This window comes from Acinetobacter sp. WCHAc010034 (assembly GCF_001696615.3).
GTDB lineage: Bacteria > Pseudomonadota > Gammaproteobacteria > Pseudomonadales > Moraxellaceae > Acinetobacter.
The window spans coordinates 3,107,635-3,124,911 of record NZ_CP032279.1 but is presented as its reverse complement, the minus strand read 5'-3'; the positions used below and the strand labels follow the sequence as shown (position 1 = coordinate 3,124,911).

Sequence of the window (17,277 nt, the reverse complement as noted above, 5' to 3'; positions counted from 1 at the left end):
ATGCAAATAACTCTAGAAATCAAATGTCCAACCTGCCTCAGTGACAGTATAAAGAAAAATGGCATCAAAGTAGATGGGAAACAAAACTACCAATGCAAAGACTGCAAACGTCAGTTTATTGGTGACCATGCTCTGAGCTATCTAGGATGTAATTCTGGCATTACTCGTAAAATATTACAGTTAATGGTCAGAGGCAGCGGTATACGAGATATCGCTGAAGTTGAGCGCATTAGTATCGGTAAAGTCTTACGGACTTTAACTGAATCGGCCTATCAAATTCAGCCTAAACAAAGTCATTATGAATCTCTCGAAGTAGATGAATTCTGGACTTTTGTTGGAAATAAAAATAATAAACAATGGCTTATTTACGCCTACCATCGAGAAACAGGTGAGATTGTTGCTTATGTTTGGGGTAAGAGAGATTTAGCTACAGTCCAAAGGTTGAAGACAAAGCTTAAACAATTAGGTATTCACTACACCCGAATTGCAAGTGATCATTGGGACAGTTTCATCACTGCTTTTAAAAACTGCAAGCAAAGTATTGGTAAGTTGTTTACTGTAGGAATTGAAGGTAATAATTGCAAAATAAGGCATCGAATAAGGCGTGGTTTTAGAAGAAGTTGCAATTTCTCCAAAAAGCTTGAAAACCATTTTAAAGCCTTCGACTTAACCTTCTTTTACATCAATAATGGCTTCATTTAATGTCAGCATACTTTTTAAAACACCACCCACCTTTGAAAACATGTACATGAGGTAGTTTATCGGCGCAAGAATCGTTGAGTGATCGAAAAATTGACGATAAAACGAGTGACGAACCTTCCCACGTTGCTGAATGTAAAGTGCAGAAAGAATAAAAATCGCCAGAATGATCCACTTAATCATATGAAAACCTGGAAACCAAAGAAAACGAAATAAAAGAAAAAGACCGGTATTCGGTCTAGACTGCGAATTGTAACATAGGCTGCAAAGTACGTCCTATTTCCAGCTTTTCATCACAAGTTTTCATTCTGTTTGGGTTTACCTGCAAGTGCAGCATTGACTAAATTGCCAAAATCGGCTCAAAGATCGACTTGAAACATAAGGGCGCGGTCTAATCGTTTTTTGATCACTCATCCATAAAAAATCTTAAATGAAACAAAAACTTCACTCTATTTAGGCCGCATCATTCAAAAATACATCACGCAAGCACACGAAATAATTGAATAAAAATAGATGACCCTTGCGTCACGGCTTGATACAACTTGTTATGTTCTTTTTCGATATAGTTATCGTAAGATTGGCGGAGCATAGATGTACGTAGGAATGACGTACTCGCTTCACAACATCAACTTAGAAGTCCTCCAAAATAAAGGAGATCAGGCATGATCCACGCTGGCAATGCCATTACCGTCCAAATGCTTTCGGACGGAATTGCAGAATTCCGCTTTGACTTACAAGGTGAGTCGGTCAACAAATTTAACCGTGCAACGATTGAAGATTTCAAAGCTGCAATTGACGCTGTTAAAGCAAACGGTGACATCAAAGGCTTAATCGTTACTTCGGCTAAATCTACATTTATCGTTGGCGCAGATATTACTGAATTTGGTGCAAACTTCGCTCAAGGCGAACAAGCGATTGTGGATTGGGCATTGCCTGTTCACGACATCTTCAACGCGTTTGAAGATTTAGAGATTCCTAAAGTTGCAGCGATCAATGGTATGGCATTGGGCGGCGGCTTTGAAATGTGTCTCGTGTGTGACTATCGTGTGATGTCAGAAGCGGCTCAAGTCGGTCTTCCTGAAATCAAACTGGGCATCTTCCCTGGTTTCGGTGGTACGGTTCGTTTAAGCCGTCTAATTGGTATCGACAATGCAGTTGAATGGATGGCAATGGCTAATCCTAAAAAACCAGCTGCAGCACTGAAAGACGGTGCGGTTGATGCGGTTGTTGCTGCGGACAAACTACAAGACGCTGCGATTGACTTGGTTAAACAAGCTCTTGCTGGCCGTGTAGACTGGAAAGCAAAACGTCAGGAAAAACTTGACCCAGTTAAATTGAACCCAATCGAACAAATGATGGCGTTCAACTCGGCAAAAGGTGCGGTACTTGCAAAAGCAAATCCTGCTCAATACCCTGCGCCTAAACTTCTTCTTGACTCATTACAAGCCGGTGCAAGCCTTCCACGTAATGAAGCACTGCAAGCTGAAGCAGCTGGTTTTGCAAAAGCAGCGATTACACCACAAGCAGGTGCATTAATTGGTCTATTCATCAATGACCAAGTGGTGAAGAAAACTGCGAAGAAATATGAAAAAGGTGCGCACCCTGTCAACCAAGCGGCTGTTCTAGGCGCGGGTATCATGGGTGGTGGTATTGCTTACCAAGCGGCAAGCAAAGGCACACCAATCATCATGAAAGACATTGGTAATCCACAACTTGCTTTGGGTATGAAAGAAGCCAATGGCTTACTGACCAAACAAGTTGAACGTAAGAAGATGAAACCTGCTCAAATGGGTGAAACTCTTGCGCGCATCCGTCCAACTTTAAGCTATGACGAGTTTAAAGAAGTGGACATCGTGATTGAAGCAGTAACTGAAAATCCAAAAGTAAAAGGCATTGTACTTGCTGAAACTGAGAAGAATGTTCGTGACAACACGATCATTGCTTCAAATACTTCAACCATTTCAATCACACGTTTGGCTGAAAACCTACAACGTCCTGAAAACTTTGTCGGTATGCACTTCTTTAACCCAGTACACATGATGCCATTGGTAGAAGTGATCCGTGGTGAGAAGACTTCGGCTGAAGCGATTGCGACCACGGTTGTTCTTGCTCAGAAAATGGGTAAAACACCAATCGTTGTGAACGACTGCCCAGGTTTCCTTGTAAACCGCGTCTTGTTCCCTTACTTCGGTGCATTTGACCTTCTATTGAAAGACGGTGCTGACTTCCAACAAGTCGACAAAGTGATGGAAAAATTCGGCTGGCCTATGGGTCCTGCTTACCTAATCGACGTTGTTGGTATCGACACGGGCGTTCATGGTGCAGAAGTCATGGCTGAAGGTTTCCCTGACCGTATGAAGCCTGACTTCAAAGGTTCAATCGAAATCATGTACGAAAACAAACGTTTGGGTCAAAAGAACGACGTTGGTTTCTACAAATACGAACTTGACCGTAAAGGCAAAAAAGCCAAAGTGGTTGATCCAACTGCGTATGAGCTTGTTGCTACTGTGGCAACTGCAGAAAAACGCGAGTTTGATGCTCAAGAAATCATTGACCGTATGATGCTGGCTTTCTGTAACGAAACTGTTCGTTGCCTAGAAGACAACATCGTAGCGACTGCTTCTGAAGCAGACATGGCAATGATTATGGGTGTAGGTTTCCCTCCATTCCGTGGTGGTCCATGCCGTTACATCGACCAAACTGGTGTTGCTGAATACGTTGCACTTTGCGACAAATACGCACACTTAGGTAAGGCTTATGAAGCGCCACAAATGTTGCGTGACATGGCTGCTAACAACAAAAAATTCTACGGTTAAGGAGCAACGTGAATGGCTACTTTAAATCCACGTGACGTTGTCATCGTTGATGGCGTACGTTCAGCAATGGGTAAAACCAAAAACGGTATGTTCCGCAATGTACGTGCTGACAGCTTATCGGCTGAATTGGTTCGTGCTTTAGTTGCTCGTAACCAGTTTGACACCAATGAAGTTGAAGACCTGATCTGGGGCTGTGTAAACCAGACTCTAGAACAAGGTATGAACATTGGCCGTAACATTGGTTTATTGGCTGATCTTCCAAAAACTGTGGCAGGTCAAACAGTTAACCGTCTTTGTGGTTCATCTATGCAAGCGCTTCACACCGCTGCTGCACAGATTGCAACCAACCAAGGTGATATCTTCATCATCGGTGGTGTAGAGCACATGGGTCACGTAGGCATGATGCACGGCATCGACCTCAACCCAGAAGCGTCTAAGCACTATGCAAAAGCGTCTAACATGATGGGCTTAACGGCTGAAATGTTAGGTCGTATGAACGGCATTACGCGTGAAGAACAAGATGCGTTCGGTGTTGAATCTCACCGCCGCGCTTGGGCTGCAACGCAAGAAGGTCGTTTCAAAAACGAAGTCATAGGTGTTGAAGGTCATGATGCCAATGGCTTCAAAATCCTATGCGACATCGATGAAGTGATTCGTCCAGATGCAAACCTTGAAGCATTCAAAGGTTTACGTCCTGTATTTGACCCGAAAGGCGGTACAGTCACTGCGGCAACGTCTTCTGCGCTGTCTGACGGTGCTTCTGCAATGTTGTTGATGTCTGCTGAACGCGCTCAATCACTTGGTTTAAAACCACGTGCTGTGATTCGCTCTATGGCGGTTGCAGGCTGTGACGCTGCAATCATGGGTTATGGTCCTGTACCTGCAACTCAAAAAGCGCTTAAACGTGCTGGCTTAAGCATGGCGGATATCCAAACCATCGAGTTAAACGAAGCATTTGCTGCTCAAGGCTTATCAGCCATGAAAGGTCTAGGCGTTTATGACAAGCAAGACATCATTAACTTGAATGGTGGCGCGATTGCATTGGGTCACCCATTGGGTTGTTCTGGTGCACGTATTACAACCACGTTGTTGAACGTAATGGAACAACAAGATACACAAATCGGTCTTGCGACCATGTGTATTGGTTTAGGTCAAGGTATCGCGACGATTATCGAACGTGTTTAATTAACACTAAGATAAAATAAAAATCCCCCTTGTTGGAGTATATAGTAAAAACAGTGTCTATTCGCGTGTGAGTGAGTGACAGGGCTTTACATATAACGTCAGCGGCTTTAATTTCAAACGTACATACTGTGTATAATGGTATGTACGTTTTTTATTTGCGCCGAGTCCTTCGGCGGTAACCATTCATCCATGAATTTTTGTTCAGTGTTTAATTGCACCTTGTGAGTGCGACTTGTTCCAACAAGTCGGGAGAGATAGGAGTTACGTCATTGGTTTAGCAGGACGGGGATAGTTATTTGCGGCAAGTACAGAGTTGTCGCCGCATCCATGCGGCTTTGACAGTTCAGTTGTTCACTCATTGATTCACCTTCTTGATTAATTGCACTTAATTTACCACCACATTGCAACCGCTCCTTACCACGTGTTGCAAATTAATCGCACCACAACTTTCACGGAAAGTACCACTTCGTCGGATCTCGGCTTTGTGCCAAAAGCTGAAATTCACTGAGATTCGACAAAATCGGCGCTTTTCACTGAAAGCGGACATTTCTGACAATCACGGAACTGAGACTCTCGAAAATTTCGAGATATCAACGCATTGCCATAAAGTAAAAAATGAGTGCATTATTCATTTCGGGTTTCAAGAACGCACCGTTTTTCAGACTATATCGATGTGGCCAAAAATAGTTGACCACTACAGTTTTTGAATACTGTATTTTGCCTTTTTAAGACCAATGAAGTGATATTATTTAGTAAGGCACGTACTTGAAGCACTTATAAAAGGTGTTTTAAATGATAAAAATAAAGGGTTTCTAATGTGTTTAGGAACCCTCTAACTTAATAGTTGTTTCGGGTTCGGCTTATTTGGTTTTGTGCTCCAGTGCTGTAAGTGATGTACCTACGATAAATATAGACACGACAAACAAGCCTAAATCTTTTAGCAAAAACTGGCCAGGAACCACAGAGATCGCAGGAAACCCAAGAGATGCCTCAAAAACACCGGGTGTAGTCAGCATGAACGACAATGTCGTAAAAAAGAGTCCGGTTGAAAGTACACCGCCCAAGATTGCGAGCTTAGGGGAGAAAACTCGTGCAGCGATTAACAGGCCAACTGAAATTTCAAGCACACCCAGAAAATTTGAGAATCCTTGAATGCTGAGGAAGCTATACATCCACGAAAGCAGAGGGCTATTACTAACAAAACCATGTATACCGTTTGCTTCGTAGCTAGTGAATTTCATGCCACCAAACCACAAATATATTATCGTCATGGCAACGTAGATGCCACCTATACCAAACTTAGTGATTTTTGCACCGAGATTATTACTAAGGGTATTGGTAGTCTGGACACCATTTTCAATTTCGGGAATAGTCATCTTATATCTCCAATTATTTTTAGCCATGTGGACTCACTCTATGTAGCCCACTAAAATGATATGACTCTTGAGAAAAACTATATGTTTACTCGAGTCGAACCTAACTTAGGTAATTGCTGTAGTTGAGCACCAATGGATTAGACATCAATGCCTAGTGGTTGAACGGCCGGGAAGTCGACCTCGGTCTGTGTCACTTCGTTAACGTAGTTAGTGAAAGTGTTCAGGGCAACAGCCAACAGAATATCCACTACATGTGCATCACTGTAGCCAGCGTTCAGCACCGCTTGGACCTGGTCATTGCTGACTTGCCCGCGCTGGCGGACTACGGCGGCAGCAAAACGCACGGCTGCGTCGGCCTTAGGGTCATTTGATGCACCGCTGCGGTTGGCAGTGAGTTCAGCATCATCAAGCTTGGCCACCTTACGGCCTAGGAAGGAATGGGCAGCAAGGCAATAATCGCAGCCGTTGATCTCAGCGACGGCTAGGGCAATACGCTCAAGAGTCGCTGTACCCAAGCCGCCCTGTGCTGATGCTGCGCTCAATTGCAGGTAGCCAGTCAGCGCAGCAGGGCTGTTGGCAACGACGCGGAACATGTTAGGAACGCGGCCCAGTTGTTTTTCCACAGCCTTGAGTGAGGTATGGGTAGCAGTAGGCGCGGCGTCGATTGTGGTAGGGGTGTTCAAACGTGACATAAATTTCTCCTAGTGATTTGAAAGACAGCACGCTGTATTGGCGTGGAATAAATTGTATTTAAGAAGGTTCTGCTTGATAATCCGTTGCTATCAGACAGCTCATCTTCACGTCTTGCGCAGTCGCCATTTCAGTGCCACTACACACCTTCGTTGACGTCACGCCGTCCTGATTTCTAAGGAGGTCTTCGAGACCCCAAAAACACCCTCCGGCAACGATCACATAATCTAGTTTCATAAAGCCTCCTTAGTTTTCATCCACTTACTGATTAGACTGACTTTACAGCATGTAAAATAGATATAATATGTTCAATAGTTCGTATAACATGACCTATTGGACAGTTTACGTAGGGGCTATGTATGGATGCAGACTTTGGATATCAGATTAAAAGAGTTGTGAAATTAAGGGTTCACGAAAAACTGCAAATATAGGGCAAATCAGATTGTCTATACCCATAATTTAGAGCGCCCGAGCATCAGGAACTCACTGAAAGCAGACGTTTCTGAAAATAAACAAGGCACAGCGCTTGAAAATTTCGAGACATCAACGTTTTGCCAAAAGGCTAAAAATGCGTGCACTACTCATTTCGCATTTAAAGAGAGCATCGGTTATTAGGCAATAACGATGTGGCCAAAATTTGTCGACCACTACACTATCTCGTAAACGAGTTTGATAGACGTCAACTAGTACGTATTTTTAGTGTAAGGTCATATTAATGCACGATGCTAAACTCTGCTGTGAGCTAGGTAGGATGTATAAATACCATAAATATTTCAATGCTTTACTTTTTAAAGCTCAAGTGAGTTACTCAGTTCCGACTGTTGGTGGCAGATTTGGAATCTCGCGATTTGTCTTAAATGTCAGCCAAGCAAGTCTCTCGCTAATAAAGTGTTGACTATCCCTGACAAAGTAACAATTTCTTGCCATAATCAGACTTAAGCACTTTACTTAGAGTGTATGTGCGCCGCTTAATGCATCAATGCTGCTAATTCCCTGATTGACATCAATCACTTTGTTTCCTGTTTGATACTCTGAGATAAACAAGATCGAATGATGCAAAAGGGGACTATTTAAATACTGAGGGAACAAATGGCAGTAGATTTGAGCATAGAAACCGCTCTGCTCCTAGAGCGCTGGCAAGGCATTGTAAACTCGATGGCTCAAGTCGCGGAAGTGCCTTGTGTGCTGATTAATCGATTAGATAAAAACGAAATTTGTCAGGCTGTTGGCAGTGTGTCAGTACCAACTTTTTATTGCGGTGAACCTGTTCCATTGGCACTTAACACTTATTGTTCCCAAGTCATTTCCAGTAACCAGCCATTACTAGTTGAAAATGCAATCGGTACCCGATATGAAAACAATAACCCAACATTTGCAGCAGGCTTTAGTTATTACTATGGCCTGCCATTGCTTTGGCCTAGCGGAAAAACTTTCGGTACTTTGTGTATGTTGGACTTTTCAAGCCCAGATCGGGCATCACAACACTGTTCCTTACTCACACTTTTTAAGCAGGCCATTGAATACGATTTACAGATGCTTCAACAACAGCAAGATCTGCTAAAGCGTGAGCAACAAGCAGACAAAAAATTTATACAACTATTCAATGAGATGTCAAATAGGATAAGACCGGTAACTAATAATAAGTTGCTTCAATCTGAGTTGTTTGTACTTTTGACAAGCCAATACCAATACTGGCATCAGGAACTGGATAAGCAGCTTAATCAAACCGTCCTGACTGATGAAAACTCCATTCATATAGCGGCACTGGTTCGAATTTGGTCAAATTTGTTGGCGATTGCCCATGAAACAGAATGGTTGAGAGCTACGGCAGTTCTAGAACCTTATAGTTGTGATGCTGTTGCGTCACTGGTCAATGCAACTCCATTATTAGAACAAGCAGTGTATAAAACAGCGCTGACCCTTGGTGCTGATCTCGTTTTGAGGAGTCATTTGCCTAATCCACTGTTACTAAGTGGGAAACCAGAGTTATGGTCTCTGATAGGACTAGCTATCACGAGCTTTTTAGTTGTTGGCGCCAGCGGTACAAGTATAACTATTTTTGTCAGTAACCGATTAAAAGGTAAGTACAGAGTTTTGGAATGGTCCCTCCATGTAAAAGGCCAGACGATGCCACTGCATTTTACCCGTGATAATCAAGCGCTTTATGGTTTTGCTTCCGTATGTGCCGAGCTCGCTGGTGCTGTGTTGGAATCTGGTGAGCAGCAATTAACTGAGAGTATTCATCAACAGAGTAGTTATCTGAACTCGAATCGTGATCACGTCGACGACATTGAAAGCAGGAATGCTTCAAGAACTCGGTTTATCTGCTTATGGATACCGGTGGTGGGAGACGATTTATAAACTCTCAGCGATGAAAGTCGAAGTTGTGTCTTAGATTATCATTTTTACGCCATTTTAGAATTTTCCTTTCTATAAGCACTAGGAGTTACGCCAATTTTTTTCTTAAATAATTTTTGAAAGTGTTCATGTGCCGGATACCCAATGGCTTCACTCACTTCAGGAACAGATTTACCGGTTTCTTTAAGCAGCTGCTTCGCTTTTTCAAGCCGACAATAGGTTAAATAATCAAGAGGTGTCATGCCAGACAGTTTCTTAAACTTAACGCTGTAGTTCGTACGCGACATTCCAGCAATCTCAGCGAGATCGTCAAGACCCCATTTTTTATCGAGACTATGATGGATAGCTTCCAAGGATTTGCTGAGTTGCGGATTTTCGATCAATTTGAAAAATCCTACATTTTTGTTGGATTTGTACATGTGAATTCTTAACGCTTGCACGAAGATAATTTCGGTCAGCTTCCTGACTAGCGTGTTGCTTCCAGGAAGCCCTGATTTTGCTTCCTGCTCTATAATACTTAAAAGCATGGTAAGCCAAGGCGAGTGGGAGTTCTCAGTACTCTTGATATGCACGACGTTTGGCAGCGAATTTAAGAATGGATGATCGGGTCCGCCATCAAAACAAAAATGTCCGCAAACGACGTTTGCTTTGAGCTTGCTCTGATCACCATATTCCAGAACTTGAGTTTCAGTGAGGTTGGCCTTGGATCTAAATTCGACCGCGGGCTCGGCCTTGATTTTTGGTGCACTGGTCATGGTGTGCTCCATCCCTTTGAATAAAATCAAAATATCGCCTTGCTCCGCCAAAGCCTTAAGTTTAAGTTTTGGCACCTCGTACCAAAACTCGCCATGGGTCACGATGTGAAATCTCGCTAGATTCTCTTCCTGCGGGAGACTGATGCCCCAGTCTCCTGCAAATGATGTTCTATACCAGTAGCTACTAGTAAGCTCTACCTTATCTAAAATCTCACTGAGAACATCCATACTTAGCTCCTACGCAAACTGTCTAATAAGTCACATTATACGAACTACTGGGCATGTTATATCTATTATACATGCTGTAAAGTCAGTTTAATCAGTAAATAGATAAAAACCAAGGAGGCTTTATGAAACTAAATTATGTGATCGTTGCCGGAGGGTGTTTTTGGGGTCTTGAAGACCTCCTTAGGAATCTGGACGGCGTGACGTCAACAAAGGTGGGCTACTCTGGCGGAGATTTTGATGATCCTACCTACGCCGATATTAAAACAGGGAAAACGGGTCACGCCGAAGCTGTTCGCGTGGAATACGACCCAGACGAAATATCTCTCGAAGAGATTCTACATTACTTTTTCAAGATCCATGATCCAACTACGAAGAATCGCCAAGGGAATGATGTTGGATCTTCGTATCGCTCTGCTGCGTTCTATCGTGACGATGCCCAGAAAGCGATTATCGAAAACGTGATTGAGGAGGTCAATGAGATCGGTCGCTTCGAGAATGAAGTAGTTACGACCGTCGCCTTGGAAAAAGAATTCTACGACGCTGAGGCATATCATCAAAACTATTTGCAAAGGAATCCCAACGGATACTCTTGCCATTTTGAAAGAGACTAAACCATAAACCAAATGAAAGAGGAAATTATGAAAACACTTAAGAATGTTGTCATCTATACGAAAGACCATTGTCCATTTTGCGCACGCGTAAAGAATTACCTAACTTCTGAAAAGGTTGATTTCAAACAAATTCGCGTAGACGACGATCCGAAGACTTACTTGGAGTTGAAGGAAAGAACAAATCTTCAAACTGTTCCGCAAGTTTTTGTGGATGGAGAATTCATTGGCAGTGCTACAGACTTCTTCTCGTGGATTGATGGCTAAAGAGCAAGCCCTAAAATAAAGGATCAAATATATGTTCAATTGGAAAAGCATTTACAGCTACCTCGATAACGGCACTCCAGCACCTCCCAGAAAAGTTGAAAGGAGCGAGGAAGAGTGGAAAGAAATTCTGACGCCCGCGCAATTTCGGGTTATGCGAATGAAAGGCACCGAACGCCCGCACACGGGAGGACTCTGTTCATTTTATGAAGCAGGTAGATACGCCTGTGTTGGCTGCGACACCGAACTCTTTGACTCGAACCTAAAGTTCGATTCGGGAACGGGATGGCCGAGTTTTTCTGAGCCTGTCGCCGACAACGTAATTCAATATGAACTGGATACGACGTACGGGCGCAGAATCGAAGTGTTATGCAATGTGTGCGAAGCCCATCTGGGGCACGTTTTTCCAGATGGCCCTGAGCCATCAGGGGTCCGATTCTGCATTAACTCTGAGTCATTGAAGTTTGTAGAATAATTTTTAAATTGAGGAGTTTTATGAAAGTGAACCTTTTGGAAAAAGAAGCCGTTGTGTGTTGATCAAGCTGTTCGGTCATAAAGACTGCCATAAAACCAAGATTTACCATTCGTACTTGACAGAAAAAGGGATCCAGTTTGTTTTTTGGATGTTCATGAAGACGACCGTCGGCTGCTGCTGATCTGCGAATGGGAGTGGCTACAATTCTTAAAAAGTTAGGTGAAAAATATGTCGGATCTAAAAATGAATAAAGAAGACGATGTTGAAAGCTATGAATTTGCGACCCCTGAAGCTATCGAAGAAGCATTGAAAACCGGAAAACTTAGTCAAACGGTTTTTGGCACGGGCTGCTTTTGGGGACCGGATTCAAATTTTGGAGGGACGCCGGGAGTAGTGCAAACACGTGTTGGCTACGCTGGAGCATCAACTCTGGATCCGAGTTACCGCAACATCAAGGGACACGCCGAAGTCGTCAGAGTGATCTACGATAAAGACCAAATTAGCTATAGAGAACTTCTTGGAGGTTTTGAGTCATGGTTTGTTCATGTCAGAAAGCAGGGTCAGTATCGCCAGATACTTTTTGTCTTTGATCAGGAGCAAAAACAAGTCACTGAAGAACTGATCCAAGCGATTGGAAAGGATAAGTCTCCCGAGGTGATTGAAGCCGGACAACAAAATGGTTATTTTTGGCCAGCCGAAGATTACCATCAAAAGCATCGTCTTCGCAGAAACAAACAGCTTGTAAGTCTTGCTGAAGTAGATTTCGGTCCTCGCTGGGATGAACATCTGTATTTTACTAAATTGAATAGTACCGACAGAAAAGGCTTCAGTCTTTCAAACTGGTTAAAAAAGTTGTCTCCGCAAATGCAGAAAGCTTACCGAATCGGCTAATCTGAAATTGTGCTGGCTAAAGCACTCTATTTTCGCTACGCAATCAATGTGCCGGCCAACTTTAAATAGAGTCCCACAGTGTACAAAGAAGCTGTGCAAGTGGCATTTTACCGATGTATTTAAACGGACTAATTATTGCCCATATGAGACCAGCTTATCTACCAGTTGTTAGGTGATCCCCCTCAAATTAACAGAACACACTGGTTTGATTGCGGCCTTGGGCTTTAGCTTTGTATAACATCTGATCGGCGGCTTCGAGCAACTGCTTTTTGTCGTTAAATAAATCAGCGCTGGCCAAACCGATGCTGACCGTTAATTGTCGTAATGGCCATTCATGGTTAGCCACTACCAGCCTTAATTTTTCCAGTGTTTTATTGGCCGACACGATGTCTGTGCCTGGCAAGATCAGCACAAACTCTTCACCACCATAACGGGCGAAAAAGTCATAGTTCCTGCTATGGCGCTGAAACAGAGCCGCGACTTGACTCAGTGCCTCATCTCCTGCGGCATGACCATAGCTGTCGTTAAAACTTTTAAAGTGATCAATATCAATCAGCGCCAACACAAATGACTGGCCTGTTCTTTGCCTGCGAGCAAATTCAGCTTCAAACCTGAGGTCAAATGCTCGTCTGTTGTTTACCCCTGTCAATGCATCTGTCATGCTGGTTTTGTGTAGTTGTTCGCCGACTTTTTTCAGTTCAAGTATGGCGATCACTTGCCTGGACAGAGCCTGTAAAGAGCTTATCTGCCGCTGATTCAGCTGCTTAGGCACATGATCATAGACACAAATTGTACCTATCACTACACCTTCGGGATCAATCAGCGGCGAGCCAGCATAAAATCGGAAGCCAGGCTCAGTAACCACCATCGCATTAGTACTGAATCTGGGATCTAAAGTCGCGTCAGGGACCACCATTACCGCATCAGGTGTTTCCATGGCATACACGCAAAAGGACTCTTTAATTAATACAGAGGTACCTGAAATACCAACTTTGGCAATTAAATTCAGCTTTGTGTCATCGATTCGCGTCACTATAGCCACCGGCACATCGCAGATATAACGCGCCAGTTCAGTGATATCCCGCAGGTTCTGATCTGCTTCAGCAGGATCTTTTAGTGTGGTTTCTGCAATAGCTGTTGGAGCTAAACTAATGGTCATATGCTTCTCCGTTTTTCTGCTGCATTTTTCAAAGTGATGTGTGCTGAATTAGCAGGAGACTTTCACTTGGGAGATTCTAGGCAGCTAACCGATAAAAGTCTTCTGCCATTTGATTTGGTGTCTTAAAATCCAAGCCTTTTTGAATTCTTCGCTGATTATAAAATAACTCTATATATTTTGTAATATCCGCTTTGGCTTCTTCCCTTGTTTTGTAGTTGCGATGATGGACTAGTTCATTTTTGAGTATGCCCCAGAAACTCTCTATCGGTGCATTATCAAAGCAGTCGCCTTTTTTGCTCATTGAACCCTGAAAATCAAATTTCTCAAGTAAGTTTCGATATTCATTACTGCAATATTGGCTGCCTCTATCTGAATGTACAATGAGATCTTTAGCAGGTTTCTGATTGCGAATAGCCATATTCAATGCATCACAAACAAGCTTGGCTGTCATGCGCTCATTTAAGCTATAGCCAACAACCTGTTTCGTGTAAAGATCTTTGACAGCTGCCAAGTACAACCAGCCCTCAGCCGTCCAAATGTAGGTAATGTCACTCGACCACGCAAGATTAGGCTTCGTCATTGAAAACTGTTGCTTGAGTAAATTGTCATAAATAGAACGGTTGTGATCACTGTTCGTGGTTCTTTTGAAACGCTTATGGCGCTTACAATACAACTGATTTGATTTTTTTATTTGGCGCACAGCATACGTACTTATTTTGATACCTTGCGCTTGTAAATGCTTGGTTAATCGAACATAGCCATAGCTTTGTTTGGTTTCTTCATGGGCTATTTTGACCAAAATTGTCTGCTGATTTCGCTGAATTGATCTTTTACTCATGCCTCGCTTTAGCCAATCATAAAAGCGAGAAACGGATACACGAAGTAATCGAGCCATTAAAATAATCGGAAATAAGTGGCTTTGCGATTTCATATAGGCGTACCTCACTGACTTTCTTTGGCAAAGTACGCTGCTGCCTTTTTTAAAAATTCACGTTCCATTTCAGCTGTTTTGAGCTGTTGTTTAAGCTTCTTATTTTCTTCGAGTAAGGCGTTTAGATCGGGCGAATACTGTTTTGTGCCTGCTAAAGTTCCAGCCTTTGCTTTGTTATTCCAGTTCGAAAGGGTTTGCATTGAAATGCCAAGTTGTCTAGCGGATTCCGATACATTACCTTGGTTCTCTTCAATGGCTTTTATGGCTTCAGCTTTAAATTCTGCGGTGTAAGTCTTCTGTTTCTTGCTCATGGTAAACTCCTAATGAGTATGTATAGTTTACCAAGTTAAACCCTCCTGTTTTTTAAGCACACATCAAAGATCCTGCATGGAAAAATGGGTGGTGTTTTAAAAAGTATGCTGACATTAAATGAAGCCATTATTGATGTAAAAGAAGGTTAAGTCGAAGGCTTTAAAATGGTTTTCAAGCTTTTTGGAGAAATTGCAACTTCTTCTAAAACCACGCCTTATTCGATGCCTTATTTTGCAATTATTACCTTCAATTCCTACAGTAAACAACTTACCAATACTTTGCTTGCAGTTTTTAAAAGCAGTGATGAAACTGTCCCAATGATCACTTGCAATTCGGGTGTAGTGAATACCTAATTGTTTAAGCTTTGTCTTCAACCTTTGGACTGTAGCTAAATCTCTCTTACCCCAAACATAAGCAACAATCTCACCTGTTTCTCGATGGTAGGCGTAAATAAGCCATTGTTTATTATTTTTATTTCCAACAAAAGTCCAGAATTCATCTACTTCGAGAGATTCATAATGACTTTGTTTAGGCTGAATTTGATAGGCCGATTCAGTTAAAGTCCGTAAGACTTTACCGATACTAATGCGCTCAACTTCAGCGATATCTCGTATACCGCTGCCTCTGACCATTAACTGTAATATTTTACGAGTAATGCCAGAATTACATCCTAGATAGCTCAGAGCATGGTCACCAATAAACTGACGTTTGCAGTCTTTGCATTGGTAGTTTTGTTTCCCATCTACTTTGATGCCATTTTTCTTTATACTGTCACTGAGGCAGGTTGGACATTTGATTTCTAGAGTTATTTGCATTTCTCTATTTTATCAAAATTCAACCTGCTTTTTTTTAGCATACTTTTTGATACACCACCTCTTTTATTATTTCATCTTGCTGCTTTTTTACTGCGGATTCAGCGGTTATGTTTGCACTCTCTTCAGAAACAATCCAATCTACCATAATACTTACCTCACTTTACAGATTGCTCAAGGTCTTGCTCTTCAACACTCTGATACGAAGATGAACTATTCATTAAAGCATGCCCCCTTCTAAATGCCAATTCTTGCTTAATCTCTTGCTCCGCAATACTGGTCTCGCCATAATTTTTTATGTATTCAGCTCGTTTTTGCATAAATGCTCGCTCACGCTCTTGAACGCTGGAATTCAATTCCGTATTTTCCACTTGACGAGTAGCTATATAAATATAAGTAATGACTCCGCAAAGTACGATGAGAAAAAAACTGAGTTGCCTCTTTACACTTCTACTCACAAATAATCCTTTCATATCCAGTTAATACTGAAGTTATCATGTACTCACACTGATGAATTTAAAAACTATAGCGGATGACACACTATAAAAGTTCATTACTCATCTCTGGGGTTAAAATCTTTAAATTCATCAGCATTGCTAGCAAATTCAGCAAAAAAGTTATGCCATGCAAATAATGACTCTAATTCCTGTTTATTTTGAATCGGTTTAGGCAACTCATATCCAATGATCCAGTATGGTGCTGTATAGCAAACATGCTCAGGTATAAGGACTTGCTGTAAGGCTGTTTCAGCACTTAAAAAATATAAATTATCGTTTAAGTGGACAATATTCCCTTGTAAAGCCTCTTGAATACAATGATCTACATCTATATACGTATGCTTCATTTAGTCCGCCTCCATTTTTTTGAAATCGCACTCTTAAACCTGTTAAATTATTTAACGCTGTGATTATTATTTCAATTGCATTACACCATTTGACAACTCTTATATACTACCTAAAAAATTCAAACAATTGATTGATTCAAAATTTCAAAACACAAACTATGTGAAGGTGAATGGAAACGTAAGAAACATCAACCTGAATATCGACGTCAATGGCGCAAGCTCCACATTGAAATAGATGCTAAAACTCTGCAAATACGGACTGTACAGCTCACAACGAATAATATCAGTGACTCACAAGCCCTTGGTGATTTGCTAAATCAAATTCCCTCTGATGAGCAAATTGAATCCGTCTATACCGATGGAGCCTATGATACGAAATACTGCAGACAGGTGATTGCAGATCGTCAGGCACATGCTGTTATTCCGCCAAGAAAAAATGTAAAACCCTGGAAAGACAAGAAATTGAGATTTTTAGAGAGGAATGAATTATTAAAAACAGTCAAACGTCTAGGAAGAACGCTTTGGAAAAAGTGGTCAGGTTATCATCTAAAAAGATTGATGGAAACTAAGATGGATTGCATCAAATTATTGGAGGAGTTATATATTAAATTTATAGTGTTTAGAGTAGCTCTATCTTTCTAATCTTTATACAACCAAGCCACTAAAATGTTAAAAAAATTTCCTCTTAGCTAAATTAAAAACTAGAATCATCATTTTAAAAATACTAAAAAATCTTTAATTAAAATCAACTCTTCAATTAGCTTTCCAGAACTCTTAAAAACCTATTTAATATAGATTAATATTAAACCAAATTAATCCTTTTACTACCAGTAAAATATATTATTCAGATGAATAATAATTCCAGATCATTTTA

General features: G+C 41.7%; 18 protein-coding genes and 1 pseudogene. 9 read left to right on the top strand and 10 right to left on the bottom strand.

Annotated elements, in window-relative coordinates; all coding sequences use genetic code 11:
- The gene (locus BEN74_RS16695; protein WP_005005861.1) at window positions 1–702 is read left to right on the top strand and encodes an IS1 family transposase; all 702 of its coding nucleotides are present in this window, start codon (window positions 1–3) and stop codon (window positions 700–702) included.
- Here BEN74_RS16695 and BEN74_RS16690 read toward each other — a convergent pair.
- Window positions 667–882 (bottom strand): aspartyl/asparaginyl beta-hydroxylase domain-containing protein, encoded by a 216-nt coding sequence (locus BEN74_RS16690; protein ID WP_005006236.1) that lies wholly within the window; start codon window positions 880–882, stop codon window positions 667–669. The two genes, BEN74_RS16695 and BEN74_RS16690, sit on opposite strands and share 36 nt — an antisense overlap.
- 479 nt (window positions 883–1,361) lie before the next feature.
- Between BEN74_RS16690 and fadB the strand changes: the two genes are divergently transcribed.
- Window positions 1,362–3,515, top strand: coding sequence for a fatty acid oxidation complex subunit alpha FadB (fadB, locus tag BEN74_RS16685; protein ID WP_119285062.1), 2,154 nt, complete (start codon window positions 1,362–1,364; stop codon window positions 3,513–3,515).
- A gap of 12 nt (window positions 3,516–3,527) precedes the next feature.
- Window positions 3,528–4,700 (top strand): acetyl-CoA C-acyltransferase FadA, encoded by a 1,173-nt coding sequence (gene fadA / locus BEN74_RS16680; protein ID WP_005006238.1) that lies wholly within the window; start codon window positions 3,528–3,530, stop codon window positions 4,698–4,700.
- 860 nt (window positions 4,701–5,560) lie between these two features.
- Here the strand turns inward: fadA and BEN74_RS16675 are convergent.
- The 3 genes from BEN74_RS16675 to BEN74_RS19750 all read right to left on the bottom strand — a co-directional run bounded on the left by BEN74_RS16675 (window position 5,561) and on the right by BEN74_RS19750 (window position 7,003).
- Window positions 5,561–6,076 (bottom strand): YkgB family protein, encoded by a 516-nt coding sequence (locus BEN74_RS16675; RefSeq protein WP_005006241.1) that lies wholly within the window; start codon window positions 6,074–6,076, stop codon window positions 5,561–5,563.
- 137 nt (window positions 6,077–6,213) lie between these two features.
- Window positions 6,214–6,768 (bottom strand): carboxymuconolactone decarboxylase family protein, encoded by a 555-nt coding sequence (locus tag BEN74_RS16670; protein ID WP_000088799.1) that lies wholly within the window; start codon window positions 6,766–6,768, stop codon window positions 6,214–6,216.
- Window positions 6,769–6,826: 58 nt separating this feature from the next.
- Entirely contained in the window at window positions 6,827–7,003 is a 177-nt protein-coding gene (locus tag BEN74_RS19750) for a peptide-methionine (S)-S-oxide reductase (RefSeq protein WP_005006244.1), read from the bottom strand.
- An 852-nt stretch (window positions 7,004–7,855) separates the two neighbouring features.
- Here BEN74_RS19750 and BEN74_RS16660 point away from each other — a divergent pair.
- Window positions 7,856–9,127: a GAF domain-containing protein gene (locus BEN74_RS16660; protein ID WP_068912204.1), complete on the top strand. Its 1,272-nt coding sequence runs from the start codon at window positions 7,856–7,858 to the stop codon at window positions 9,125–9,127.
- A 44-nt stretch (window positions 9,128–9,171) separates the two neighbouring features.
- Here the strand turns inward: BEN74_RS16660 and BEN74_RS16655 are convergent, their stop codons facing one another.
- Window positions 9,172–10,107: an AraC family transcriptional regulator gene (locus BEN74_RS16655; RefSeq protein ID WP_005006248.1), complete on the bottom strand. Its 936-nt coding sequence runs from the start codon at window positions 10,105–10,107 to the stop codon at window positions 9,172–9,174.
- Window positions 10,108–10,229: 122 nt separating this feature from the next.
- Here BEN74_RS16655 and msrA point away from each other — a divergent pair, with 122 nt between their 5' ends.
- The 4 genes from msrA to BEN74_RS16630 all read left to right on the top strand — a co-directional run bounded on the left by msrA (window position 10,230) and on the right by BEN74_RS16630 (window position 12,345).
- Window positions 10,230–10,718 (top strand): peptide-methionine (S)-S-oxide reductase MsrA, encoded by a 489-nt coding sequence (msrA, locus tag BEN74_RS16650; RefSeq protein WP_005006250.1) that lies wholly within the window; start codon window positions 10,230–10,232, stop codon window positions 10,716–10,718.
- 27 nt (window positions 10,719–10,745) lie between these two features.
- Window positions 10,746–10,982 carry a glutaredoxin gene (locus tag BEN74_RS16645; RefSeq protein ID WP_005006251.1) on the top strand — a complete coding sequence of 79 codons (237 nt, stop codon included), beginning with the start codon at window positions 10,746–10,748 and terminating at the stop codon, window positions 10,980–10,982.
- A gap of 31 nt (window positions 10,983–11,013) precedes the next feature.
- A complete protein-coding gene (msrB, locus tag BEN74_RS16640; RefSeq protein WP_005006253.1) occupies window positions 11,014–11,454 on the top strand; it encodes a peptide-methionine (R)-S-oxide reductase MsrB in 441 nt (146 codons plus the stop codon).
- A gap of 243 nt (window positions 11,455–11,697) precedes the next feature.
- The gene (locus BEN74_RS16630; protein ID WP_005006258.1) at window positions 11,698–12,345 is read left to right on the top strand and encodes a peptide-methionine (S)-S-oxide reductase MsrA; all 648 of its coding nucleotides are present in this window, start codon (window positions 11,698–11,700) and stop codon (window positions 12,343–12,345) included.
- A gap of 187 nt (window positions 12,346–12,532) precedes the next feature.
- Here the strand turns inward: BEN74_RS16630 and BEN74_RS16625 are convergent, their stop codons facing one another.
- From BEN74_RS16625 to BEN74_RS16600, 5 genes are all read right to left on the bottom strand, one after another.
- On the bottom strand, window positions 12,533–13,504 hold the full coding sequence (locus tag BEN74_RS16625; RefSeq protein ID WP_068912201.1) for a sensor domain-containing diguanylate cyclase: 972 nt from the start codon (window positions 13,502–13,504) through the stop codon (window positions 12,533–12,535).
- A 76-nt stretch (window positions 13,505–13,580) separates the two neighbouring features.
- Window positions 13,581–14,746 (bottom strand): IS3 family transposase gene (locus BEN74_RS16620; RefSeq protein WP_119285041.1). Its coding sequence is split into 2 segments (ribosomal slippage): window positions 13,581–14,488 and window positions 14,488–14,746, totalling 1,167 coding nucleotides; the frame shifts between segments, so codons are not numbered across the junction.
- 114 nt (window positions 14,747–14,860) lie between these two features.
- On the bottom strand, window positions 14,861–15,562 hold the full coding sequence (locus BEN74_RS16615) for an IS1 family transposase (protein ID WP_005005861.1): 702 nt from the start codon (window positions 15,560–15,562) through the stop codon (window positions 14,861–14,863).
- 155 nt (window positions 15,563–15,717) lie between these two features.
- Window positions 15,718–16,017 (bottom strand): hypothetical protein, encoded by a 300-nt coding sequence (locus BEN74_RS16605; protein WP_068912633.1) that lies wholly within the window; start codon window positions 16,015–16,017, stop codon window positions 15,718–15,720.
- A gap of 95 nt (window positions 16,018–16,112) precedes the next feature.
- Window positions 16,113–16,403: a hypothetical protein gene (locus BEN74_RS16600; protein WP_068912626.1), complete on the bottom strand. Its 291-nt coding sequence runs from the start codon at window positions 16,401–16,403 to the stop codon at window positions 16,113–16,115.
- A gap of 156 nt (window positions 16,404–16,559) precedes the next feature.
- Between BEN74_RS16600 and BEN74_RS16595 the strand changes: the two are divergent.
- Window positions 16,560–16,994 (top strand): annotated as a pseudogene (locus BEN74_RS16595) (IS5 family transposase); the annotation flags it as partial.
- Window positions 16,995–17,277 lie beyond the last annotated feature (283 nt).

What these genes read in the sequence shown, in the direction of transcription:
- BEN74_RS19750 (WP_005006244.1), bottom strand. Translation starts at nt 7,003, where the DNA reads ATGAAACTAGATTATGTGATCGTTGCCGGAGGGTGTTTTTGGGGTCTC.
- msrA (WP_005006250.1), top strand. Translation starts at nt 10,230, where the DNA reads ATGAAACTAAATTATGTGATCGTTGCCGGAGGGTGTTTTTGGGGTCTT.
- BEN74_RS16690 (WP_005006236.1), bottom strand. Translation starts at nt 882, where the DNA reads ATGATTAAGTGGATCATTCTGGCGATTTTTATTCTTTCTGCACTTTAC.
- BEN74_RS16645 (WP_005006251.1), top strand. Translation starts at nt 10,746, where the DNA reads ATGAAAACACTTAAGAATGTTGTCATCTATACGAAAGACCATTGTCCA.
- BEN74_RS16615 (WP_005005861.1), bottom strand. Translation starts at nt 15,562, where the DNA reads ATGCAAATAACTCTAGAAATCAAATGTCCAACCTGCCTCAGTGACAGT.
- BEN74_RS16670 (WP_000088799.1), bottom strand. Translation starts at nt 6,768, where the DNA reads ATGTCACGTTTGAACACCCCTACCACAATCGACGCCGCGCCTACTGCT.
- msrB (WP_005006253.1), top strand. Translation starts at nt 11,014, where the DNA reads ATGTTCAATTGGAAAAGCATTTACAGCTACCTCGATAACGGCACTCCA.
- BEN74_RS16695 (WP_005005861.1), top strand. Translation starts at nt 1, where the DNA reads ATGCAAATAACTCTAGAAATCAAATGTCCAACCTGCCTCAGTGACAGT.
- BEN74_RS16655 (WP_005006248.1), bottom strand. Translation starts at nt 10,107, where the DNA reads ATGGATGTTCTCAGTGAGATTTTAGATAAGGTAGAGCTTACTAGTAGC.
- BEN74_RS16675 (WP_005006241.1), bottom strand. Translation starts at nt 6,076, where the DNA reads ATGACTATTCCCGAAATTGAAAATGGTGTCCAGACTACCAATACCCTT.
- BEN74_RS16630 (WP_005006258.1), top strand. Translation starts at nt 11,698, where the DNA reads ATGAATAAAGAAGACGATGTTGAAAGCTATGAATTTGCGACCCCTGAA.
- BEN74_RS16600 (WP_068912626.1), bottom strand. Translation starts at nt 16,403, where the DNA reads ATGAAGCATACGTATATAGATGTAGATCATTGTATTCAAGAGGCTTTA.
- fadB (WP_119285062.1), top strand. Translation starts at nt 1,362, where the DNA reads ATGATCCACGCTGGCAATGCCATTACCGTCCAAATGCTTTCGGACGGA.
- BEN74_RS16625 (WP_068912201.1), bottom strand. Translation starts at nt 13,504, where the DNA reads ATGACCATTAGTTTAGCTCCAACAGCTATTGCAGAAACCACACTAAAA.
- fadA (WP_005006238.1), top strand. Translation starts at nt 3,528, where the DNA reads ATGGCTACTTTAAATCCACGTGACGTTGTCATCGTTGATGGCGTACGT.
- BEN74_RS16660 (WP_068912204.1), top strand. Translation starts at nt 7,856, where the DNA reads ATGGCAGTAGATTTGAGCATAGAAACCGCTCTGCTCCTAGAGCGCTGG.